The sequence below is a fragment of the Mesorhizobium sp. B2-5-13 genome, assembly GCF_006440535.1.
In the GTDB taxonomy this organism is placed as follows: domain Bacteria; phylum Pseudomonadota; class Alphaproteobacteria; order Rhizobiales; family Rhizobiaceae; genus Mesorhizobium; species Mesorhizobium salmacidum.
On sequence record NZ_VFUI01000003.1, the window covers coordinates 459121 to 482294 of the forward strand.

The window sequence follows — 23174 nt, forward strand, 5'->3', positions numbered from 1 at the left end:
GTTGCCATGACCCGTGCCCTGGTCCTCCTCCGCCGTCGCCTCGTCGGCAGCATTTTCGTACTGCTGATCGTCGTCATCGGCACTTTCCTTTTGCTCGAAGCCGCCCCGGGTGATGCAGTCGACGCCTACATCGTCTCGACCGGCGGCGATGCCGGCATGATCGAGCTCTTGCGCCACCGCTGGGGCCTTGACCAGTCGGAGTTGACGCGGCTCGCCAACTATCTCTGGGCATTGCTGCATCTCGACCTCGGCCAGTCCGTCACCTTCTCCAGGCCGATCCGCGACGTCATCCTCGAGCGCTTGCCGACCACGCTCATCCTGATGGTCAGCGCCACCGCGCTCTCCTTCGGCCTCGGCTCGACGCTCGGCATCTATGCCGGCGCAAGGCCCGGCGGTTTGCGTGACCGTTTTCTCTCCGTCGCCTCGCTGGCGCTCTACGCGGTGCCCGGCTTCTGGCTCGGCCTGGTGCTGATCGTAATCTTCGCCGTCGACCTGCGCTGGCTGCCGGTCGGCGGCGTCGAGACGCTGGCCTCGGACAAGACCGGTCTGGACCGCGCCGCCGACATAGCTATCCATCTGGTGCTGCCGGTTTCCGCACTCGGCTTCATCTATCTGGCGCTTTATCTGCGCATGATGCGCGCCGGCATGGCCGAGGTCTGGCGCCAGGATTTTGTGCTGGCCGCCCGCGTCAGGGGGCTATCGCGCCGCCGCATCGTGCTCGCCCATGTCGCCCGCAACGCACTGCTGCCGCTGGTCACCATGCTCGGCCTGCAATCGGCGCAGATGCTGGGGGGCAGCGTCGTCATCGAAAACGTCTTTGCCGTGCCCGGCCTCGGCCGGCTGGCGCAGGAAGCGGTGGCCGCGCGCGACACCCCCTTGCTGCTTGGCATCATCCTCACAAGCGCAGTGCTGGTCATCCTCATCAACCTTCTTGTCGACATCGCCTATGCATTTCTCGATCCACGCGTCGGCGCCAGTGAGGCGGGCGCATGAACCGTCTGCGCCGTTTCTTGCGCACGCCCGAAGCGGTTGCCGGCACTATTCTTTTGACGGTGCTGTTTGCCATGGCGCTGTCGGCCTCGCTGCTGTTTCCCGGGGACCCGCAAGCGATTGCCGGCCCCGCGCTGCTGCCGCCATTCCAGGATTGGTCGCTGCCGCTCGGCACCGACCGGCTCGGCCGCGACGTACTGGCCGAACTGTTCCATGGCGCCCGTACCTCGCTTGCTGTCGGCCTTGCCGCGGCCGCCGCGGCCCTCGTCATCGGCGCTATCGTCGGCACGCTGGCCGGCTTTGCCGGCGGCCTCGTCGACGACGTGCTGATGCGCATCACCGACGCGTTCCAGACCGTACCTGGCTTCCTGCTGGCACTGGCCTTCGTCAGCGTGATTGGCCCCTCGCTCGGCGTCGTCGTCGTGGCGATAGCGCTCGGCACCTGGACCGGGCCAGCGCGCATTGCGCGCGCGGAAGTGCTGTCGATCCGTGAGCGCGACTATGTCGCCGGTGCCCGCGTCATCGGCATGAGTCCGCTGGAGATCGCCTTTCGCGAAGTGCTGCCCAATGCCTTGCCGCCGGTGCTGGCGATGTCGTCGGTCATAGTCGCCGCCGCGATCCTCACTGAAGCGGCCCTGTCCTTCCTTGGCCTCGGCGATCCCAACCGCGTCACCTGGGGTGGAATGATCGCGGAAGGGCGCGCTGTCTTGCGCACCGCGCCGTTCCTCTCGATCGTCCCGGGCATTGCGCTGGTGCTGACGGTATTGGGCGTCTATCTCGCCGGCGAAGGCGTCGTCGAGACGACGGCCGTGCGCAGGGGTCTGTCGTGACGGTGCTGGCGTCGATCCGCGATCTGACGGTGACCTACCGCCGCGATGGCAGCGAGGTCGCGGCGCTGAAGAACATTACTCTCAATGTCCAGGCAGGCGAACGGCTGGCGATCATCGGCGAGAGTGGTTCGGGCAAGAGCACGCTGGCGCTGGCGATCGCGGGGTTGTTGCCCCAGTCCGCCAGGGCAGAAGGGAGCATCGAGTGGTTCTCCCTTTCATCGTTGGGTGCCAAGGCACCCCCCTCTGTCCTGCCGGAGGGGGACCTCGCAAGGCGCAGGGGGCGAAAGTCTGCCTCCGTGCCAAACCATACCCTCCTCGGCGGCCGCGACATTGGCTTCGTCTTCCAGGACCCATCAGCCAGCCTCGACCCGGTGATGACCGTCGGCAAACAAATCGCGGAAGTGGTGCGCACCCATCTTGGTCTCGGCTGGCCAGCATCTTATGCCAGGGCAGAGACACTGCTCGAACGCGTCCACCTGCCCGACCCTGACTCCACCATTCACGCCTTCCCGCACCAGCTCTCCGGCGGTCAAAAGCAGCGTGTGGCCATTGCCGCCGCGATTGCTGCAGGGCCGAAACTGCTGATCGCCGACGAGGCGACCAGCGCGCTTGACACCGTCGTGCAGGCCGAGATCGTCGCTCTGATCCGACGGCTGGTGGCCGAGGACGGCATGACGCTGCTGTTTATCAGCCATGACATTGCGCTCGCCACCGAGCTTGCCGGACGCATCGCCGTATTTCGTCATGGCGAACTGATCGAAATCGGCGGCACTGGGCAAATCGTCAACGCACCGACGCAAGCCTATACACGCGCGCTGCTCGACGCCCATATCGGCCTCGACGCCGAGCCGTTGCTGAACCGAAGCGGGCTGAATGCATGAGCCTGCTCATGGTGTCCAATCTCATCAAACGCTATAGTCGCGGCGGCAAGACCCTCGCCGCGGTGGACGATGTCTCCTTCCATATCGAGCCAGGCGAAACGCTGGCGCTGGCAGGCCCTTCCGGCAGCGGCAAGTCGACAATCGCGCGGCTGGTGCTGCGACTGATCGAGCCGGATAGCGGACGCATCGAATTCGAAGGCGATAATTTCCTTGCCTCGCGCGGCGCGGCCTTGCGTGCGCGCCGCGCCCGCCTGCAGATGGTGTTCCAGGATCCGCTCGCCGCCTTCAATCCGCGCGCCACGGTGGCGCGCGTCCTCGACGACCCCTTGCGCATCCACGGCGTCGCCTCGCGATCCGAGCGCCCGCGCCGCATCGCTGCCCTGCTGGAACGGGTCGGCCTGGCGGCCGATCTTGCGCCCCGCGCCATCCACGAAATCTCCGGCGGTCAGCGGCAGCGCGTGGCGATTGCCCGCGCCATCGCCACCAAACCGTCGCTGATCGTGCTTGACGAAGCGGTATCGGCGCTCGATGTTTCAGTGCGCGGCCAGATCCTCAATCTGCTGCTCGACCTGCAGCGCGAGGAACGGATCGCCTATCTCTTAATTTCGCATGATCTCGGCGTCGTCCGGGCGGTCGCCCACCGTGTCATCCTTCTCGATGCCGGTCGGATCGCCGAGAGCGGTGGTGCCCGAACCGTCATCGGTGCACCGCAATCGGCCATCGGCCAGGCGCTGGTGGCAGCCGCCCCGAGATTACACAGGACCACACAGGACGCATCATGACCGATCCCGAAGCCAGAGCCGAGAAACTGTCGCGCGAGCTCGATTCCGCCTTCCGCAACCGGGCCGATCTCTATCGCCTGTTCCTCGACGAACTCACCGGCGAAGTGGGCGCCGAAAGAGCCGAGGCGATCATGATCCGCACCATCGAACAGCGTGGTAGGGAGGTTGCAGCGGCCGCTTTTGCCGCCTTCGGCCCCAACGATGCGCCAGCAATCGGCGAGGCGTTTCTGGCTGTCAGCCCGGATGGCGGCCTGATGTACCCGACCGATGTCGAACGCGGCGATGACCGCATCGCCTTCAAGGTCAAGCGCTGCCCGCTGAAGGATGCCTGGGTCGAGGCTGGTGTCGGCGACGACAAGCTCGCGACCCTCTGCCGCATCGCCGGCGCCTTCGACCGCGGCCTCTTCGAGGCGACCGGCGTGCGCTTCGACAACATCACCTGGACGCCGGGCCGCGGCTCCGGCTGCTGCCACATCGTACTAACCAATCGAGATGCCGGCTAAGCAATTTATCGTCCTAAGAATGCGTTGAGGTTCAGCTCTGGCTGAGCCCAAAGCGGCTGATGCCGAGAACCGTAGCATCGCCTGAACATCGACACACGTTAACCCCCGACCATCAGCCGGACGACCTCATCATGGTTGGTCTCGGAAATCTTGCGCTCGCCGGCCTGGACGCCGCGCCGCAGCACGACGATCCGATCCGAGACCGCAAAGATATCCTGCAGATTATGCGAGATGAAGATCACGCCGCGTCCTTGCGCCTTGAGCTGGTGGATCAGCGAAATCACCTTGCGCTGCTCCGGCACGCCCAATGCCGCCGTCGGTTCGTCCATGATGAGGATCTGCGCGTCCCAGTAGACGGCGCGGCCGATGGCGACGGCCTGGCGCTGGCCGCCGGAGAAATTGCTGACCGGGGCGTTCATCCGGCTGACGTGGAAATCCAGCCGCTTCATCGTCTCCCTGGCCGCGTCGGCCATCGCCTTGCGGTCGAGCACCGGCAGAAAGCCGAACGCCTTGCGCATCGGTTCGCGGCCAAGGAAGATGTTGGCGCCGATCGATAGATTGTCGGCCAGGGCCAGATCCTGGTAGATCGTCTCGATGCCTTTTTCGCGCGCCTCCTGCGGCGTCGCGAATGCCACCGGCTGGCCACCGAGCAGGATTTCGCCGCCTGTCGGCTGGAACACGCCCGAGATCGCCTTGATCAGCGTCGTCTTGCCTGCACCATTGTCGCCGGCAAGCGCCACCACTTCGCCCGGCCGCACGGCCATGGAGAAATCACTGAGCGCACGCACGGCGCCGAAATGCTTGGACAGGTTGCGGACTTCGAGCAAGGGGGTGTTCGCGTTGGTGCTATTCATCCTGGCGGCCTCCACTGAACCGGCGCTGCGCCTGGTCTATGAGCACGGAAATGATGATGACGACGCCGACGGCGATGAACTGCCAGAACGGCTCGACATTGACGAAGACCAGCCCGTACTGGATCACCGCGATCACCAGCGCGCCGGCGACCGTGCCCAAGATCGTGCCGGAGCCTCCGAACAGGCTGGCGCCGCCGATCACCACCGCAGCGACGCTGTCGAGCAGCAACGGCTCGCCGGCTTGTGCCGCGCCGGCGGTGAAGCGCGCCGCGTAGAGCGCTCCGCCAAGGCCGGCGCACATCGCCGACAGCACATAGAGCCGCAATATGTGGCCCCTGATGTCGATACCGGCACGCCGCGCCGCCTGCACATTGGCGCCGATGGCATAATTGTGCTGGCCGAACCGCGTCTGGCCGAGCAGATAATGCATCGCGATGACGAAAACGGCAGCGATCATGACCAAATAAGGCACGCCGTGGAACTTGCCATTGCCGAGCAGCGCGAACCAGGAATTCTGCACCGGCACAGTCGTGCCGCCGGCAAGCAGGAAGGCGACACCGCGCGCCACGCCGAACATGCCGAGCGTACCGATGAACGGCGGCACCCTGAGGCGCGAGATTAGGAGGCCATTGATGATGCCGGGCAAGCTGGCGACGATCACCGCCGCAAGGATGCCAGCCAGCATGGCCAGCGGCAAGGGAATGGCGGCGCCCGCCAGATTTGTGGCATGTGCGGCAACGACGGCGGCAAGCCCCATGATGAAGCCGAGCGACAGATCGATGCCGCCCGAAATGATGACGAAGGTCTGTCCGGTCGCAAGCAGCAGCGGCGCTATCGCGAAGATCGCGATGGACTGCAAGTTGAACGGGTTGAGCACGAACGTCGCGCCGAAGGCGAACCTCGACCATATCTCGAAACAGATGATCAGGCCGGCGAGGAACAACCAGGCGCGCCCTTCGGCGATGCGTCCGATCAGGGTCCTGGCCGGATCGCCATGATCGGCCTGGGGCGCGACATGCTTCTCGGCCGGCTGGGCTGGTGATGTCGAGGTCATGAATACTCCGCGGCGCGGCTGCCTTCAAACAGGCCTCGCCTTTTGCGGGACCCGGCACGAGCTCCCCCCGGCGATACCGGGAGGAGCCAAGCTCGTCTGGACCTACTCGGAGTAGAGATACTTCGAGATTTTCGGGTCCGCGATGTTGGACTTGTCCATGATCGTGAAGCCGGTGCCGATCGCGACCGGGATCGACTGGCCGGTCAGATGGGCATAGGCCGAAACAACCCCGAAATAGCCGATCTCTGCGGGATGCTGGGCGATTGCCACATCCACGAGGCCGGTATTGATGTTGTCGACGATGCTGGTCGGTGCATCGAAGGCAACGACCTTGACGGTGCCCGTCTGGCCCGCCTGCTTGACCCCGTTGGCGGCACCCAGGGCCGAGAACAGATTGGCGCCGAACACGCCGACGAGATCGGGATTGCGCGCGAAGACAGCCTGCAGCTGCGAGGCCGCCTTGTTGGCGTCGTCATCATTGAATTGGGTCTCCAGCACGGTGATGCCCGTATGCTTGGCCATCTCCTTCTTGAACCCCTCTTCGCGCTGGTCAGTGGTCGAAATGCCGGGCTTGACGTTCGACACATAGACCTTGCCCTTGTCGCCGATGGCGGTGGCCAGCGCGCGCGCGGCGATCTCGCCGCCCAGCACATTGTCCGAGGCAATGTAGGCCAGCGGGAAATCGGCATCGCCGGCACCCGTCTGGTAGACGCCGCTGCCGATGAAAGTATCGACTGTTATGACCGGGATGCCGGCGTCATTGGCCTTGCGCAGCGGCTCGACCAGTTGAACCTTGTCGGTCGGCGCGATCAGGATCGCATCCGGCTTCTTGGCGATGACCGCGTCGAGCACCGGCACCTGGGTGACCGGGTTGAAGTCTGGAGCGCCCTGGAAGACCAGGTTCACGCCGAGCGCATCGGCCGCCGCCTGGGCACCCTTGCGCATGGTGATGTAGAAGCCGTCGGTGGTGAGGCCTGGAATGAGCGCAATGGTGTATTTCTTGTCCTGCGCCTGCGCGGGCGCCATCAGCACCGTCGCGCTGACGGCAAGTACCGCGAGCGCGGCAACGATCTTCTTCATGACATCCTCCTCATTGTTGGCAGTTCTGCCGTTTTCGGTGACATTGGAATGGCCGTCATCCGCACGGAGGCAGGATGCCGACGGCCGGGAACGCCTGTTGCCTTTCGCGGGCAGCTCCTCCCAAGCGCCCTCCAGTCTAAATGTCAGCCGGTCCAGCCGACCGGCACAATCGCCGTGCTCGCTTTCCTCGCCTCCGCGAGGTCAGGGAACCACCGCGTCCGGCATGCCTGCACGCCGGGTTCGCAGTTTGTAACACTTTGCAGAAATAAATTGCAACACGGTTTTTTCCGAGGCCGCAACGCCGGCTTTTCCAGACATCATCCGACTGCTCCTCGGAGTCCCCGGCGAACTATCGTCCCGACTCCCCGGCGACACAATCGATTTCGCAACAGCTTCTCTCCGCGCCGACAGCGAGGCATCAGTCCGGCAGCTATCGCGTTGCAAGAACCGCGAGGATGGCCTGCGCCGTCTTGGTATCCGTTACCAGCGCGTTGATCAGCCGGGCGCGAGCGGCGCCAATGATGGCCGTCGCTTTTTCCGGCGTCGCGGCGATGCCGATCACCAAGGGCACGGCCCGAAGTTGCGCCGGCGACATGGCGATCATCCGGCCCTCTCCTTCCCAGGCTATCAGCACGCCATCGGCATCGAAATAATGTCGAAGGACATCGCCGGCCGCGTGGACCAGTGCCTGCTCGCTCGGCGTGGCGGCACTCGCCTCGGGCGCGTTGATGGCATGCGGCAGGCCAATGCCGACGATCGCCACATCAGTCCTGTCCCACAGCGCGACGGCATCGCGGATGGTGGCGTCTCCGAGGAAGACCTCGCGCAGCTCGCTCGACGGCAGATAGGGGGCGTGGATGAAGTGCGGCGTGCCGCCGAACTCCTCCGCGGCAAGCCGCACGAATTCGTTGACCTGGAAATGCGCCGCGTGCTGCTGCATGCCGCCGGTTGCGGCCACCGTCAGCACGCCTGGCATGCGCGGCAAGCCGGCTCGAATGACCTCGCGCACGGCCCGCCCCCAGCCGATGGCGACCACAGAGCCGGCCACCAGCTGCGCCTGCCTGAGCAAAGCGCCAAGCGGGGCGGAAAGCGCCGTCAGCGCGCCCGCCGCCGGCGTCTCGACAACGGCGGCGTCCCGCAATTTCAATCCGTCGACAAGTTCCCTGGTGATATCTTCCGGCGTTGCCAGGTCGATGACCTCGATGCGCACGATACCCTCGGCCCGCGCCCGCTGCAGCAGGCGCGAAATCGTCGCGGTGGAGACACCGAGCTGCCGCGCTATGTCGACCTGCGACATCTCCTCCACATAGTGCAGCTTGGCAACCGTGTGCAGCATGGTGCGCGATGCGGTCGCGTCCTGGACGGAGGGAACAGACAGCTTGCAATTCCTTTCAGCAACGTGTTACACACGTATACGCCGATGGGAGTTATCGCGCAAATCCGGCGAACTCGCAACTTGAGGGCCATACCAGGCCAAGCGCCGGCAAGGCTGCTTATCCCAGCGGCCGGCGATGCCTCAGGCGGCAAAAATCTTCCTGCCGGCAGGCGGGCAAACTGACCATTGTTTCCACGGGATCAGCGCCCTCGGCGAGAGAGCGCCAACATCGGACAGAAGACCATGACGAAGATGACCACCGCGGAACGGCGCGGCTACCAGCAGATATGCGGCAAGGACGGAGCCATGGTGGCCATCGCTTGCGACCAGCGCGGCGGCATGCGCACCTTGCTGGCGTCGGACCCCGCGGACCAGGCCAGGATCACCAACGACATGCTTGGCGACACCAAGGCCGACATCACGCGCTACCTGGCAAGTGCCGCCTCCTGCGTGCTGCTCGATCCGCTCTGCGCGGTGCCGCGGGTTGTCGATGAAGGCGTGCTGAACCGGGATACCGCACTCCTCATCGGCCTCGACGCCTCCGGTTTCGACGTTTCGCCAGAAGGCTACCGCCTGTCTCGGCTGGTTCCCGACATCGATGCTCGGCGCGTGCGCGAACTCGGCGGCACGGGCGGCAAGATCATGGTGTATCTGCGGGCCGACAAGCCGCAGGCCAACGAACACAACATCGCCATCCTGCGCCAATGCATCACCGACTTCGGCAAGGAGGACCTGCTGCTCGTGGTCGAATTCCTGACCTATCAGCTTGAAGGTGAAAGCCCCGAGGACTATGCGGCCAAGACATCCTTGCTGATCGAGGAGGGTACAAGGATCTCGCTGGAATGCGGCGCGAAGGTGCTGAAGCTTCCCTACCCCGGAACACCGGAAGCCTGCGCCAACATTACAAAAATGGCCGGCGAAGTGCCGTGGGCCGTGCTTTCGGCTGGCGTCAACCACGCCACCTTTCTCGGCCAGGTCGAGATCGCCATGCAAAACGGCGCCTCCGGTGTGATCGCCGGCCGTTCACTGTGGAAGGACTGCATCTCGCTCGACCGTGACATTCAACGCGAAAGGCTTGAGACCATCGCGGTGCCGCGACTGCGCGAGATCCAGGCGGTGATCGGGCATTATCGGCAGAAGGCCGCCGCCTGATATCCTGTTGGATCACAGGCACGTGCAGGATGTCATGCCACAAAAGTCGATGGCCATAGGGATCGATATCGGCGGCACCAATTTGCGTGCCGCCCGCATCTCCGGCACCGGTGAAATCCTCAAACGCCTTTCCGAGAAGAGCGCGCCCGATCCGGAACTGGTGCTTGGCCGCATCGCCGACATGGTGCGCCTTCTCGATACGCCTGATGTGGTGGCCATCGGCGTCGGTGTTCCCGGCCGCGTCGACGCGCGCCGCGGCGCGGTCCTGTCGGGAGGCTACGTCAACCTTGCCTCGGTCGCGCTCGCGCAGCGGCTGGAAAGCATGGCGGGCAAGCCTGTTGTCCTCGACAATGACTGCAATATGGCGCTGGCCGCCGAGATGGTCCTTGGCGCCGGCCAAGGCCACGACAACATCGCGATGTTCACCATCGGCACAGGCATCGGCGGCGCCGTCGTCCAGAACCGACGGATCATGCGCGGCCGGGCAACGGCGGGGCAACTTGGCCACATTACCGTCGACGTCAACGGCGAGGTCTGCGCCTGCGGGCGGCGCGGCTGTGTCGAAACCACCAGTTCCGGCACGGCACTTGGCCGCCACATCGCGCGCGCCGGCTTTGGCCCCGACGTTTCGGTCGACCAGCTCTTTGCCCGCGACGCGGCCGGCGACATCAAGGCGCGCGGCATATTGGAGGCCTGGGCAAGGCCGCTGCGCGCGGCGATCGATACCACCGTCGCCATGTTCGACCCCGATCTCGTCCTGCTTGGCGGTGGGCTTGGCCTGGCGGCACACAGAGCGCTCGGCCACGCGCCGGCGCTGGCGCCGTGGTACCAATGCCCGGTGGCGCCGGCGCAGCTCGGCGACGATGCTGGGGTGATCGGCGCCGCGCTGCAGGCGCTTTCGGCGCAGACATCGACATCGCTTTCCGTTCAGCCTGGCCGCGCCAGACGCGCCGTGCTCGTCAACGGCATCCCGGCCAGCGGCAAGAGCACGGTGTCACGCGGCATCGCCGATCGCATGGGATGGCCGCTGCTTGCACTCGATACCGTCAAGAATCCGTTCCTCGAAGTGCTCGGCGGCGCCGACCGCCAATTCAATCGCACGCTCGGCCGCGCCAGCTACCAGGCAATCTGGTCGCTCGTCGGCGATGCCCCTGCCGGCAGCACCTTCATAGTCGATGCCTGGTTCGGTTTCCAGCCACGGCAAGTGCTCGAAGATCACCTGCGCAAGGCCGGCGTCGAACACACCGTCGAAATCTGGTGCCACGCGCCCGGCGAGGTTCTGGCCGAACGCTATGGCGCCCGGCTCGGCCAGCGCCTCCCCGGCCATCCCGGCGCTGCCTATATCCCTGAACTGGTTGAGCTGGCCAAACGCGCCGAACCGCTGCGGCGCGGGCCGCTGTTCGAGGTCGATACGACGCAACCGATCGACTTCGATGCCATCGCCGCATGGCTGCGCGCGACCCTGGCCAGCGACGCCTGAGCCGCTTCCGGTGCCAGCGCCGGTTACGCCGGTGGCAGCCGAAGCGTCGCGCGGGCGATCTGCCGGGCGGATTCGACATGCCGCCGCGCCGCCGCTTCAGCCTCGTCGGGCTTGCGCGATCTGATGGCATCCATGATCTCGGTCATCTCGGCAATCGCCGGTGCGCGGCGGTTGGTCGAAAGAATAGTCATGGAACGCAGCTGGTTGATGCGCACATTGAGCCCGGTCACGATCTCCCAGGCGACGCGCTTGTCGGCTGCCTCGAAAAGCACTTCGTAGAATTTCGTTGTCGCCCGCATCACCTCGGCCGGCTTGCCGGACGCCCAAGCTTCGAAAAGATTGGCGAGCGCCCTGTCGAGCAGGGTCAGTTGCGCGTTCGTCGCCGACATGGCGCAGGCACGCGCGGCTATGCCTTCAAGCAGGGCCCTGAGCTCATAGATCTCGTCGGTTCGGCCAAGGTCCGGCTTGGCCACCGCCGGCCCGTGCCCCGGTATCATCTGCACCAGGCCTTCGGCCTCTAGCTGCCGCAAGACCTCGCGTACGACCGAACGGCTGACGCCGAGCTGGTCGCAAAGCGGCCGCTCGACCAGCCTTTCGCCGGGCTGGAAATGGAAATCCATGATCGCCTCGCGCATGCGCTCCAGCGCCAGTGTTCTCAAGGTCTTGGCGCTGCGGTCGATGCGAAGCGTGTCGTCTGACATGGGCGGCCTCCTGCCTCGCCACGAAAACAGATTCCATGGCCGGTTGACAAGTTTCTTGGCGCTCCATATCATGGTATACCATAAGATGATATGGCATCGACGACCGAGGACTTCATGCAGCCCGTCATTCGCAAGATCGTCACCTACACCGAAAACACGCTGATTGAGGGCGGCAAGGCAGCGCCTCGGCCGCTGCGCCTGATCGGCGTCGCGGCAGTGCTTGCCAATCCGTGGGCCGGACGCGGCTTCACCGACGATCTGTCGTCCGAAATCCGCGCCTGTGCGCCAGTGCTGGGAGAGACGCTGACCCGGGAAATCATCGCCGTCGCCGGTTCGGGCGACGCCATCGAGGGCTACGGCAAGGCCGCGATCTGCGGCACGTCGGGCGAGATCGAACACGCTTCGGCACTGATCCACACGCTGCATTTCGGCAATTACTACCGCCGTGCCGTGGGCGCCAAGACCTATCTCGCCTTCACCAATCTGCGCGGCGGCCCGAACACACCGATCATGATCCCGCTGATGGACAAGAACGACGAGGGTAGGCGCTCGCACTACCTGACAGTGCATTTCCAGATCGGCGACGCGCCGGCGCCGGACGAGTTGGTGGTGGCGCTCGGCGCCTCGATCGGCGGCCGGCCGCACCATCGTATCGGCGACCGCTACCAGGACCTCAAGGAAGTGGGCGACCTGCATGGCTGACGCACCCGCATCGACATGGGCTCGACAGGGTACGGCGCCTGATGGCACCGGCTTCATTCGAGCCGGCTCGGGCGCGCCGGTACTGTTCATCCATGGCGTCGGCATGAATGCCGCGATCTGGCAGCCGCAGATCGACAGGATGGCCGGCAGTTGGGATGTGATCGCCATCGACATGCTCGGCCATGGCCGGTCGCCGCTCCCGCCACCGAGCCCGGAACTGGCCGACTATGCCGACCAAGCCATTCGCTTGCTCGATCATCTCGGCCTCGACAAGGTGTCGGTCGTCGGCCACTCGATGGGCGCGCTCGTCGCCCAGGAGCTTGCGTTGCGGGCACCGCAGCGCGTTCGCGGCATCGTGTCGCTGAATGCCGTGTTCCGGCGCCCACCAGAATTGGCCGAGGCTGTCCGTCAGCGCGCGGCTGCCCTCACCGACCGGGGCGACGCGGCTGGCACGGCACAGACCATTGCCCGCTGGTTCGGGGATCCGGTGCCCGCCGAACTCGAGGCGGCGGCGGGCAAGACGGCGTCCGCGCTCAGCGCGGTCGATCCGGAAGGCTACGCCCGCACCTATCGCCTGTTCGCCCGCGCCGACGGCGACCACGCCGAGCGCCTGCAAACGCTTGCCGTGCCGGCTCTGTTCATGACCGGGTCCGAGGACAGGAACTCCTCGCCAGCGATGTCGGCCGCTCTGGCACGGTTGGCGCCGCATGGCCGCTGCATCGTGCTTGCCGGCGAACGGCACATGATGGCTGTGGCCGCACCGGACCGCACCACGCGCCGCATCGTCGGCTTCCTCGAAGCAGCGGAGCGAGGGGACGGGACGGTGACTTCTGGTTTCGACAGCGGCGACTTCCGCCGCGCGCTCGGCTCCTTCCTTACCGGCGTCACCATCGTCACCACGATCGGGCCCGAAGGCGAGCCGCGCGGCTTCACAGCCAACTCCTTCACCTCGGTGTCGCTCGATCCGCCGCTGGTACTCGTCTGTATCGCCCATAAAGCCTTGGGCCATCCCGTCTTCGCCACCTCGAAGAGCTTCGCCATCAACATCCTCAATGAGGATCAGAAGGCGGCGTCCGGCATCTTCGCTTCGAAAGCGGCCGACAAATTCGCCTCCGTGGCCTGGCGTCCAGGACAGACCGGCAGTCCGTTGCTGGACGGCTCGGTCGCGTCCTTCGACTGCGACATGGAGCGGCTGGTCGACGCGGGAGACCATTCCATCCTTATCGGCCGCGTACGCGATTTCGAGCACAACTCCTCGCAGCCTCTCGGCTACTGCCGCGGCGCCTATATCGCACCCGGCCTAAGCCAGGAGGCGCTTGCCGCCGCCCAGCCCGGCACCGATGTCGGCGCCATTCTCGAAAATGGCGGCAGGATCCTATTCCTGGAAACGGCTGATGGCTTCGAACTGCCGCGCGGCCGGGGACTGGGCTCGGCCGGCGATGGCACGAGCCTCCGGGGCCTGCTTGCCGCCAAGGCTATCGAGGCCCAACTCGGCTTCCTTTTCGCCGTCTGGGACGACGCTGGCAATTCGTCGCGCACGCATGTTTATTATCGCGGCACGTTCGACGTGCCCGCCTCCAGCGATCGTGGCATCCGGCTGGTCGACATCGACGCGATCGGCGACTTGAAGATCATCGATCCGGCGGTCCGCTCGATGCTTACCCGCTATGTCAGGGAATGCATGCAGGACGCCTTTGGCGTCTATGTCGGCAATGAGATGGAAGGCGAAGTCAGGCCACTGGGCAAAGCGCCCACGTCCGCTGCCTCCTATACAGGTGACCACTGATGAAGTTCTCGCTCTTCGTGCATATGGAACGGTCGGATCTCGCCAAGCCGCATTCGGAGCTGGTGAGCGAGCTCGAGGAATTGGTCCTGCAAGCGGAGCAGGCCGGCTTCGAGACGGCCTGGATCGGCGAGCATCACGGCATGGAATTCACCATCTCGCCGAACCCGTTCGTCAACATCGCTTATCTGGCGGCCAAAACCAGCCGCATCCGTCTCGGCACTGGCACGATCGTTGCGCCATTCTGGCATCCGATCAAGCTCGCCGGCGAAGCGGCGATGGCCGACGTCATCAGCGGCGGCCGGCTCGACATCGGCATCGCGCGCGGCGCCTACAGTTACGAATATCAACGTCTCTTCCCCGGTCTCGACGCCTGGGGCGCGGGCCAGCGCATGCGTGAGATGGTGCCGGCGATCCGTGGCCTATGGGACGGCGATTTCGAACTCTCCGGCGAGTTCTGGTCGTTCCCGCCGACCACTTCCTCGCCCAAGCCCTTGCAGAAACCATATCCGCCGATCTGGGTAGCGGCGCGCGACCCGAACTCGCACGATTTTGCGGTCGTCAACCACTGCAAGGTCCAGGTAACGCCGCTGGCTTCAGGCGACGACGAGGTGTCGAGCCTGATGCAGCGCTTCAACGCTGCTTGCGACGCGCATCCCAACATCGCCCGGCCGGAAATCATGCTCTTGATGCACACATTCGTCGCCGAGGATGCGGCCGACGCCGATCGGCTCGCCCGGGACCTGTCGAATTTCTACTGCCAGTTCGGCGCCTGGTTCCAGAACAAGAAGCCGGTGCATCAAGGCGTATTGGAGCCGCTCACAGAGGATGAGATCGCCGCGATGCCGCACTATGCGCCGGACAAGATCAGGCAGAATCTGGTGATCGGCAAAGCCGACGAAGTCATTGCCCGGCTGAAGGCCTATGAGGCACTCGGTTACGACCAGTACTCGATCTGGATCGACAGTGGGCTTTCGCACGAACGCAAGAAGAAATCGCTGCAACTGTTCATCGACCGGGTGATGCCGGCCTTCCTCTGATAGCGAGCCCATGACCGACGCTCTTTTCAGGAACTTCATCGACGGCCGCTTCGACGAGCCGTCCGCGACCTTCGACAGCATCGATCCGTCGACCGGCGCGCCATGGGCCAGGATGCCGGCGGCGAGCGAAGCCGATGTCGACCGTGCGGTCGAGGCGGCGCACCGGGCGCTGCGTTCGGGCCCGTGGACGGCGATGACCGCCACCGCGCGCGGCAAACTGCTGGTCAAGCTCGGCGACCTCGTCGCCGCCGATGCCGGGCGTCTTGCCGAACTCGAGACACGCGACACCGGCAAGATCATCCGCGAGACCCGTGCCCAGATCGCCTATGTCGGCGACTACTACCGCTATTATGGCGGGCTCGCCGACAAGCATGAAGGCGCGCATGTGCCGATCGACAAGGCGGATCTCGACGTCACCATCCGCCGCGAGCCGATCGGCGTCGTTGCCGCGGTCGTGCCATGGAATTCGCAGCTCTTCCTCTCCGCCGTCAAACTCGGCCCGGCGCTGGCCGCTGGCTGCACGGTCGTGCTCAAGGCCTCCGAGGACGGCCCGGCGCCGTTGCTCGCCTTCGCCGAACTCGTCCAGCAGGCCGGCTTTCCCGAAGGCACTGTCAACATTCTCACCGGCTTCGGCCAGGATTGCGGCCGCCGCCTGACCAGCCATCCGCTGGTTTCGCGCGTCGCCTTCACCGGCGGCCCGTCCACTGCGCGTGCGATCGTCAGGAACACGGCGGAAAATCTCGCCTATACGACGCTCGAGCTCGGCGGCAAGAGCCCGGTCGTCGTCTTCGCCGATGCCGATCTCGACAGCGCCGCCAACGCGGTGGTGGCCGGCATTTTTGCCGCGACCGGCCAAAGCTGCGTCGCCGGCTCGCGACTGCTGGTCGAAGGTTCGGTGAAGGACGAGTTCCTCGCCCGGCTGAAGCTCAAGGCCGAGGCGATCAGGATCGGCGATCCGCAGGACCCGGCCACCGAAATGGGTCCGCTCGCCACGCAACGTCAGCGCGACTGGATCGAGAAGATCGTCGCGGAAAGCCTCGCCAAGGGCGGCACGCTGATCACCGGAGGGACACGCCCCGGCGGCCCCGGCTTCTACTACGCGCCGACCATCATCGATGCCGGCGACGGCAATCTGGCATGCGTGCGCGAGGAATTGTTCGGGCCTGTGCTCAGCGTGCTTGCCTTCGACTCCGAAGCACAAGCGCTGGCGCTCGCCAACGACACCCCCTTCGGCCTGGCTTCCGGCGTGTTCACCAGCAATCTCGGCAAGGCGCATCGCATGGCGCGCGACATCCATGCCGGCGTCGTCTGGGTCAACACCTACCGCGCCGTGTCGCCGCTCGTTCCCTTCGGCGGCTACGGCCATTCCGGGCTCGGCCGCGAGGGCGGCCTCGATGCCATCAGAGACTATACGCGCTCGAAATCCGTCTGGATCAAGACCTCGGACGAGCCGATCCCCGATCCCTTCGTCATGCGCTGAACAGCGCGTGGCGCAGGTGCACTGAGAAAAACAAGAACAGACCAACAGAGGAGAACAAAATGAAACTGATTTTGACCGGCGTTCTGGCCGGACTGCTCGCGGTGACCGCAGCCAAGGCCGATGAAATGGCGTTCACCAGCTGGGGTGGCACAACGCAGGAAGCACAGACCAAATCCTGGGCAGCGCCCTTCGAGGCCAGCTCCGGCATCAAGGTCCTGCAGGACGGGCCGACCGACTACGGCAAGCTCAAGGCCATGGTCGACGCCGGCAACGTCACCTGGGATGTCGTCGACGTCGAGATGGACTTCGCCATCAAGGCCGCCAAGGATGGTCTGCTGGAGCCTATCGACTATGCGATCGTGCCCAAGTCCGATCTCGACCCCCGCTTCAGCAATGAGCATGCCGTCGGCAGCTTCTACTATTCCTTCGTGCTCGCCTGGAACAAGGGCGCGGTCTCCGGTGACACGGCGAGCTGGGCCGACATGTTCGACACCAAGAAGTTCCCCGGCAAACGGACCTTCTACAAATGGTCGGCGCCGGGCGTCATCGAGATCGCACTGCTCGCCGACGGCGTCCCGGCGGACAAGCTCTATCCGCTCGATCTCGACCGCGCCTTCAAGAAGCTCGACACCATCAAGTCGGACATTGTCTGGTGGAGCGGTGGTGCGGAGTCGCAGCAGCTGATCGCCTCCGGCGAGGCCGCCTTCGGCCAGCTCTGGAACGGCCGCGTCTTCGCGTTGCAGCAGGACGGAACCGATGTCGGCGTCTCCTGGAAGCAGAACCTAACCGCCGCCGACGTTCTTGTCATCCCGAAAGGGGCGAAGAACAAGGATAGCGCCATGAAGTTCCTGGCCGCGGCCACCAGCCCGGCCGGCCAGGCGAAATTCGCCGAGGCCAGCGGCTATGCGCCGATCAATACCAAGGCCAAGGCCGAGATGCCGGTCGATGCGGTCAAGGCCCTGCCCGACGCTCATGTCGACGGCCAGATCAACCTCGACATGAACTACTGGGCCGAGCATCGCGACGAGATCGCCACGCGCTGGTACGCCTGGCAGACCAAGTAGCGCCACAGAAACCGACGGGGCGCGGGAACCGCGCCCCGTTCGGGTAACGGGAACCGGCCGATGCAAGGAAATTCTCTCAGACGCGGTGCCATTGCCGGCCTGCCGGCCGGCAGCGGCGGCGCCTTGCCGGCCGTCGTTCTGGTCGGCCTGTTCTTCGTCGTACCGGTCGTCGCCCTTTTGCTGCGCAGCGTCACCGATCCCGAGCCCGGTCTGCAGAACTACGCCGCGCTGTTCGGCAGCGGCACCTATGTGCGCGTATTCCTGAACACCTTCCTCGTCGCCGCCGTCGTCACCACCGTCACCATCGTGGTGGCGTTTCCGGTCGCCTGGATGCTGGCGATCATGCCGCCGGCCTTCGGCTCGCTCGTCTTCGGCATCATCATCCTGTCGATGTGGACCAACCTCCTCACCCGGACCTATGCCTGGATGGTGCTGCTGCAACGCACAGGGGTGATCAACAGGACGCTGATGGGGCTGGGCATCATCCAGGAGCCCCTGCCGCTGATCAACAATCTCACTGGCGTCACCATCGGCATGGTCTACATCATGCTGCCCTTCATGATCCTGCCGCTGGTCGGCACGCTGCGCGCCATCGACCCGATGACGCTGCGCGCCGCCGCCCTTTGCGGGGCAACCCCGTTCCAGGCCTTCCGCCGTATCCTGTTGCCGCTGTCGCTTCCCGGCATCGCCGCTGGCGGGCTGATGGTCTTCGTCATGTCGCTTGGCTACTTCGTCACGCCGGCCCTGCTCGGCGGCACGTCCAACATGATGCTGGCCGAGATGATCGCCCAGACGGTGCAGTCGCTGCTCAACTGGGGGCTCGGCAGTGCGGCCGCCTTCGTCCTGCTCGTCGTCACCATGGCGCTTTACGCGCTCCAGCTTCGTCTGGTCGGCGCCAAGCGCCCCGCCGGAGGGCTCTGACATGCTGCTCGACTATGACAGGCTCGGATGGCTGCGCATGGCGCTTGCCGGCTTTACCGCGCTGGTCGCGGCTTTTTTGCTGCTGCCGGTGGTTTTCATCGTGCTCTTGTCGTTCGGCTCCTCACGCTGGCTTGCCTTCCCGCCGCCCGGCTGGACGCTGAAATGGTACGAGCAGCTGTTGGCGGACCCGACCTGGATCGATGCCGCGCTGACCAGCGCAAAAATCGCCGCCATGGCCGCCATCCTCGCCGTCATCATTGGCCTGTTCGCATCCTTCGGTTTGATCCGGGGTGAATTTCGCGGGCGCCAGATCCTGCGTGGGCTGCTGCTGACGCCCATGGTGCTGCCAGTGGTGGTGTTCGCCATCGCCGTCTACGCTTTCTTCCTGCGCATCGGGCTGGCCGGCACCACGATCGGCTTCGTCATCGCGCACACCGTCCTGGCACTGCCCTTCGCCATCATTCCGATCACCGCCGCGCTCGAGGGTTTCGACAAGTCCATCGAGGACGCGGCCATCGTCTGCGGCGCCAGCCCGCTGCAGGCACGGCTGCGGATCACCTTGCCCTCGATCCGGATCGGCATCTTCTCGGCGGCGATCTTTTCCTTCCTCGCCTCATGGGACGAGGTCGTGGTGGCGATCTTCATGGCGAGCCCGACCTTGCAGACCTTGCCGGTGAAGATCTGGGGCAGTTTGCGCGCCGACCTCAGTCCGGTCGTCGCCGCCGCCTCCAGCCTGCTCGTCGGCCTGACCTTGTGCCTGATGATCGTGACCGCACTCCTTCGCAGAAAATTATCGAGATGACCCGGCCATTCCTGTCCATACGCGCGGTGAGGAAGACGTTCGGCGCCTTCGTCGCCGTCCACGATGTCACCATCAATGTGCCCAAGGGCGAATTCCTGACCTTCCTCGGGCCGTCCGGCTCCGGCAAGTCGACGACGCTCTATGCGATCGCCGGTTTCCAGGACCCGTCCTCCGGCGACGTCCTGCTGGAGGACAAGTCGCTGCTTTCAGTGCCGTCGCACAAGCGCAACATCGGCATGGTCTTCCAGCGTTACACGCTGTTTCCACATCTGAGCGTTGCCGAGAACGTCGCGTTTCCGCTGCGTGTACGCGGCCGCCCCGACGCCGAAGTGAAAAGGAAAGTCGCCGACATGCTGGCGCTGGTGCGGCTGGAGAATTTCGCCGGCCGCTATCCCGGCGCGCTATCGGGCGGCCAGCAGCAGCGCGTGGCGCTTGCCCGTGCGCTCGCCTACGATCCGCCGATCCTGCTGATGGACGAGCCGCTGTCGGCGCTCGACAAAAAACTGCGCCAGGAGATCCAGGCCGAGATCCGCCGCATCCACCGTGAGACCGGTGTCACCATCCTCTATGTCACCCACGATCAGGAAGAGGCGCTGCATCTGTCGGATCGCATCGCCCTGTTCAAGGAAGGGCGCATCGAGCAGATCGGCACCGGCGAGGATCTTTATCTCAGGCCAGCCAGCGAGTTCGTCGCCGGCTTCATCGGCAACTCGAATTTCCTGCCCGCCGAGCATCTGGAAACCGCCAATGGCGCATCGACCGTGCGCCTGGCCGGCGGTTCGGTCGTGAGCGGCGTGAAGACGACGCAGGCCTTCGATCGCGGCCAGAAGGCCCGCCTGATGGTGCGCCCCGAGGCGTTCCGCCTGACGCCCGGACCTGCATGCGCAGCGCTCGCCGTCGAGATCGTCGATACCGCCTTCTTCGGTGACCGCAAGCGGGTCGTGGCGCGTACCGCTGCCGGCGATGAGATCGATGTCAGGCCGACTTCGGATGCGGTGGAGCCGGATAGCGCGGATTGCGCCATGGGCAGGCGGATCTTTTTCGATCCTGCTTCCGCCTTCCTGTTTCCAGCCTGAAGCCGCCAAGCCTGCCCTTGAAACCACAGCGGCGTTTCCGCCGGCGGCCCGCACGACCAGGCCTGTCGCCCGTAACGCCGGGCCATGAGCACGAAATCACCGCCAGCCTCGCAGCCGGCATCAATCAGTAGCCGACGGTGAAGCGCTGCCTGACATGCGTCGGCTTCTCGATCTCGTCGACCATGGCAATGGCATAGTCCTCGAAGGAAATGCTGCTGCCCTTGTCGGAGATGAGAAGCGTGTCTTTGCCAAGGCGGAACTTGCCGGTGCGCTCGCCTGGGACGAACAGGGCCGACGGCGACAGGAAGGTCCAGTCGAGATCGCCGACCGTCTTGAGCTTATCCAGGAAGTCTGCGCCCTTCTGTGCTTCGGCCTTGTAGATCGCAGGGAATTCGGGCGTATCGACCAGCCGCTTGCCGGGCGCCACTTCAAGACTGCCCGCGCCGCCCACGACGACATAGCGCTTCACGCCAGAGGCACGCACCGCGGCGATCAGCGTGTCGGGGTCGCTGTCCACGAAATGCACTGAGCTGATCACCACGTCGTGTCCACGGATCAAATCGGCGAGACCTTGCCGGTCGAAGACATCGCCCTTCCTGGCGGTCACGCCGGGCAGCGCCGCGATCTTTTCCGGGCTGCGGGCGATGCCGGTGACCGTATGGCCACGGTCGGAGAGTTCCTTGAGCAGGCGCGAACCGACAGCGCCGGAGGCGCCGATGAGAGCAACTTTTGCCATGTCTTCTTCTTCCGTTTCCTGTTGGAGGGCTGATTGATGGAGATCATGCCGCCGCGATATGGGCGACGAGATTGTCGAAGCTGCTGAACAACGCGTTCGAACCGATGAGCCGGGGCGCTTCGTTGCGGATGACCGCCAGCGAAGGCACGCCATTTGAATGCAAGCGCTGGAACAGCGCGCGGCCACGATTGACCAGCTCAAGGTGCGCCGTCAGCAAGGTTTCGGTCGGGTTCTTCAGGATCGCGGCGGCATCTGTCATGCCAGCGTCGGCGAGCACGGCAGCCACGCCTTCGACAGTTACGATATCGCGACCGTCGACGTAGCGCGCACGTTGGATCGCCTTGAGAGCGGTCGACCGGCGGCTGGGGTCTTCCAGGCCGGCGGCGCTGATGCCGAGGGTCGCGGCATGCGAGTCTAGCAAGGTGCCCCGGATGCCGAGGACATTGCTCTGACAAGCCTGCGTGAAGGCTTGTCCGGTTAGACGTTCGATACGCTGGTCGTTTGCCCGGGCGTGAGCGGCAAAACCTTCATCCATTGGCCTCGCGCCCGCTCCCGAAAACAGGCCGGTCGGCAGCAATTCGACGCGCACGCCGCTGGCCACCAATTTGTCCAGCATCGGGGTGGCGCCGTAGCACCAGCCGCAGAGCGGATCGAAAAGATAAGTCACGTCCAACTGAGCCATGATTACCTGATATCCCTTGGCGCGGCGTGTCCGCGATCTGACCGTCAAATGTCTTGCTCCTATGTGGCAGACGACGATCTTGCGATAAATGGCCTCCAATCATATAAACTGTCTGATCTGATCAGACAAATGGCGAGTGCCGTGGCCGACCTGCTGAACCTCAATCGTCTCGTCTATTTCACCACTGTCATGGAGACCGGCTCTTTCACATCGGCAGCCGACCGGCTTGGCATCGCTAAGGCCGTGGTAAGCCATCAGATCGGCAAGCTCGAGGAGGAATTGGGGGCGACACTCATGCGACGCACGACGCGGCGTGTCGCGCCGACCGAAGAGGGACGCCTCTTCTATGATCGCGCGGTGATCATCCTGCGGGAAGCGGAGGCCGCCTATGGCGAGATTTCGCGCGCGACCGTCGAACCGGCGGGAATGTTGAGACTAACGGCGCCGCTCGACTACGGCTCGAAGATGGTTGCGCCGGTCATCGCTGCCTATCTGAGAACTTATCCGCATATGCGCGTCGAGGCGATCTTCGACGATGCGGTAAGCAATCTGGTCGGCGAGGAGATCGACCTCGGCATTCGCGTCGGCTGGCTTGCCGATTCCTCCAACCAGGCGCGGCGCCTGGGCACGATACGGCAGATCGTGGTGGCAAGCCCTGCGTTCGCCGCAAGCTTGCCGCAAGGCGTAAGCCCCCGCCAGGCGCGATTACTGGCCTGGGTCGGAAACGCCCAGCTTCGCGGCATCAGCCAATGGCTGTTTTCAAGGGATGACGACAAGGTGCTGACCGAACTCAACCCGGTCATCACATGCGACAAGAGCCCGGCTGCCCATGCCTGCGTGCTTGCCGGCATAGGGCTGGGCGTATTTCCCGACTACAGCGTCAGCGACGACATCGCCGAGGGGCGGCTGGTGCCGGTCTTTGCCGACTGGGCCTTGCCCACCGGCGGCATCCACGCTGTCTTTCCGCCGGCAAGGTTCCGGCCCGCCAAGGTGCGCGCGTTTGTGGATCTGCTCGCCACCGCCGAGAAGAAACGATCGCCCGGCAGCGTCATGCTGTGAGATGCAGCAGAAGGTCGGCAAAGACTTACATTAAAAAAGCGCTTCTGCCGCACCCAAAAAGAGGGTTCAAATCCAAGGGGGCTCTTATCCGAATGCAAAACGGCCCGCCAAGCTTTGAGCCTGGCGGGCCGTTTTGGGTAAGTTTGG

General features: G+C 64.9%; 23 protein-coding genes. 16 read left to right on the forward strand and 7 right to left on the reverse strand.

Going from position 1 to position 23174, the window contains the following annotated elements:
• Positions 1-6: 6 nt before the first annotated feature.
• The 5 genes from FJ434_RS08360 to FJ434_RS08380 are packed head-to-tail and all read left to right on the forward strand — an operon-like array spanning position 7 to position 3986.
• Complete coding sequence (locus FJ434_RS08360) at positions 7-993, forward strand: ABC transporter permease (RefSeq protein ID WP_140745099.1); 987 nt, start codon at positions 7-9, stop codon at positions 991-993.
• On the forward strand, positions 990-1820 hold the full coding sequence (locus FJ434_RS08365; RefSeq protein ID WP_140745097.1) for an ABC transporter permease: 831 nt from the start codon (positions 990-992) through the stop codon (positions 1818-1820). Before FJ434_RS08360 ends, FJ434_RS08365 begins: the two co-directional genes overlap by 4 nt.
• On the forward strand, positions 1817-2701 hold the full coding sequence (locus FJ434_RS08370; protein WP_140745095.1) for an ABC transporter ATP-binding protein: 885 nt from the start codon (positions 1817-1819) through the stop codon (positions 2699-2701). Before FJ434_RS08365 ends, FJ434_RS08370 begins: the two co-directional genes overlap by 4 nt.
• A complete protein-coding gene (locus tag FJ434_RS08375; protein WP_140745093.1) occupies positions 2698-3483 on the forward strand; it encodes an ATP-binding cassette domain-containing protein in 786 nt (261 codons plus the stop codon). The genes FJ434_RS08370 and FJ434_RS08375 overlap by 4 nt, the downstream gene beginning before the upstream one ends.
• On the forward strand, positions 3480-3986 hold the full coding sequence (locus FJ434_RS08380; RefSeq protein ID WP_140712156.1) for an L-2-amino-thiazoline-4-carboxylic acid hydrolase: 507 nt from the start codon (positions 3480-3482) through the stop codon (positions 3984-3986). Before FJ434_RS08375 ends, FJ434_RS08380 begins: the two co-directional genes overlap by 4 nt.
• A gap of 98 nt (positions 3987-4084) precedes the next feature.
• Here the strand turns inward: FJ434_RS08380 and FJ434_RS08385 are convergent, their stop codons facing one another.
• The 4 genes from FJ434_RS08385 to FJ434_RS08400 all read right to left on the reverse strand — a co-directional run bounded on the left by FJ434_RS08385 (position 4085) and on the right by FJ434_RS08400 (position 8310).
• A complete protein-coding gene (locus FJ434_RS08385; RefSeq protein ID WP_140503133.1) occupies positions 4085-4840 on the reverse strand; it encodes an ATP-binding cassette domain-containing protein in 756 nt (251 codons plus the stop codon).
• Positions 4833-5894 (reverse strand): ribose ABC transporter, encoded by a 1062-nt coding sequence (locus FJ434_RS08390; protein WP_027144622.1) that lies wholly within the window; start codon positions 5892-5894, stop codon positions 4833-4835. The genes FJ434_RS08385 and FJ434_RS08390 overlap by 8 nt, the downstream gene beginning before the upstream one ends.
• A gap of 102 nt (positions 5895-5996) precedes the next feature.
• Positions 5997-6974, reverse strand: a complete 978-nt coding sequence (locus FJ434_RS08395; protein ID WP_140503137.1) for an ABC transporter substrate-binding protein — start codon at positions 6972-6974, stop codon at positions 5997-5999.
• 430 nt (positions 6975-7404) lie between these two features.
• A complete protein-coding gene (locus tag FJ434_RS08400; RefSeq protein ID WP_140503139.1) occupies positions 7405-8310 on the reverse strand; it encodes a sugar-binding domain-containing protein in 906 nt (301 codons plus the stop codon).
• Between the two features lie 282 nt (positions 8311-8592).
• Here FJ434_RS08400 and FJ434_RS08405 point away from each other — a divergent pair, with 282 nt between their 5' ends.
• Positions 8593-9501, forward strand: a complete 909-nt coding sequence (locus tag FJ434_RS08405; protein WP_140745091.1) for a tagatose-bisphosphate aldolase — start codon at positions 8593-8595, stop codon at positions 9499-9501.
• A gap of 34 nt (positions 9502-9535) precedes the next feature.
• Entirely contained in the window at positions 9536-10981 is a 1446-nt protein-coding gene (locus tag FJ434_RS08410) for an ROK family protein (RefSeq protein ID WP_140745089.1), read from the forward strand.
• Positions 10982-11004: 23 nt separating this feature from the next.
• Here FJ434_RS08410 and FJ434_RS08415 read toward each other — a convergent pair whose 3' ends face one another.
• Positions 11005-11682 (reverse strand): GntR family transcriptional regulator, encoded by a 678-nt coding sequence (locus FJ434_RS08415; protein ID WP_140745087.1) that lies wholly within the window; start codon positions 11680-11682, stop codon positions 11005-11007.
• A 114-nt stretch (positions 11683-11796) separates the two neighbouring features.
• Between FJ434_RS08415 and FJ434_RS08420 the strand changes: the two genes are divergently transcribed.
• From FJ434_RS08420 to FJ434_RS08455, 8 genes are read left to right on the forward strand one after another with little or no spacing between them, the layout of a single operon-like run.
• The gene (locus FJ434_RS08420; RefSeq protein WP_140503465.1) at positions 11797-12384 is read left to right on the forward strand and encodes an amino acid synthesis family protein; all 588 of its coding nucleotides are present in this window, start codon (positions 11797-11799) and stop codon (positions 12382-12384) included.
• Entirely contained in the window at positions 12377-14170 is a 1794-nt protein-coding gene (locus FJ434_RS08425; protein WP_140745085.1) for an alpha/beta fold hydrolase, read from the forward strand. The genes FJ434_RS08420 and FJ434_RS08425 overlap by 8 nt, the downstream gene beginning before the upstream one ends.
• Complete coding sequence (locus FJ434_RS08430) at positions 14170-15207, forward strand: LLM class flavin-dependent oxidoreductase (RefSeq protein ID WP_140745083.1); 1038 nt, start codon at positions 14170-14172, stop codon at positions 15205-15207. Before FJ434_RS08425 ends, FJ434_RS08430 begins: the two co-directional genes overlap by 1 nt.
• 10 nt (positions 15208-15217) lie before the next feature.
• The gene (locus FJ434_RS08435) at positions 15218-16687 is read left to right on the forward strand and encodes an aldehyde dehydrogenase (RefSeq protein WP_140745081.1); all 1470 of its coding nucleotides are present in this window, start codon (positions 15218-15220) and stop codon (positions 16685-16687) included.
• Between the two features lie 59 nt (positions 16688-16746).
• Complete coding sequence (locus tag FJ434_RS08440; RefSeq protein ID WP_140745079.1) at positions 16747-17751, forward strand: ABC transporter substrate-binding protein; 1005 nt, start codon at positions 16747-16749, stop codon at positions 17749-17751.
• 60 nt (positions 17752-17811) lie between these two features.
• A complete protein-coding gene (locus FJ434_RS08445) occupies positions 17812-18672 on the forward strand; it encodes an ABC transporter permease (RefSeq protein ID WP_140503155.1) in 861 nt (286 codons plus the stop codon).
• Between the two features lies 1 nt (position 18673).
• Entirely contained in the window at positions 18674-19474 is an 801-nt protein-coding gene (locus FJ434_RS08450) for an ABC transporter permease (RefSeq protein ID WP_140503157.1), read from the forward strand.
• Complete coding sequence (locus FJ434_RS08455) at positions 19471-20550, forward strand: ABC transporter ATP-binding protein (protein ID WP_140745077.1); 1080 nt, start codon at positions 19471-19473, stop codon at positions 20548-20550. Before FJ434_RS08450 ends, FJ434_RS08455 begins: the two co-directional genes overlap by 4 nt.
• A gap of 124 nt (positions 20551-20674) precedes the next feature.
• On the opposite strand, the gene FJ434_RS08460 is transcribed toward FJ434_RS08455, so the two are convergent.
• Positions 20675-21286 (reverse strand): NAD(P)-dependent oxidoreductase, encoded by a 612-nt coding sequence (locus tag FJ434_RS08460; protein ID WP_140503161.1) that lies wholly within the window; start codon positions 21284-21286, stop codon positions 20675-20677.
• Between the two features lie 43 nt (positions 21287-21329).
• Entirely contained in the window at positions 21330-21968 is a 639-nt protein-coding gene (locus FJ434_RS08465; protein WP_140745074.1) for a DsbA family protein, read from the reverse strand.
• A 141-nt stretch (positions 21969-22109) separates the two neighbouring features.
• Between FJ434_RS08465 and FJ434_RS08470 the strand changes: the two genes are divergently transcribed.
• Complete coding sequence (locus tag FJ434_RS08470; protein WP_140745072.1) at positions 22110-23027, forward strand: LysR family transcriptional regulator; 918 nt, start codon at positions 22110-22112, stop codon at positions 23025-23027.
• Positions 23028-23174: the final 147 nt, after the last annotated feature.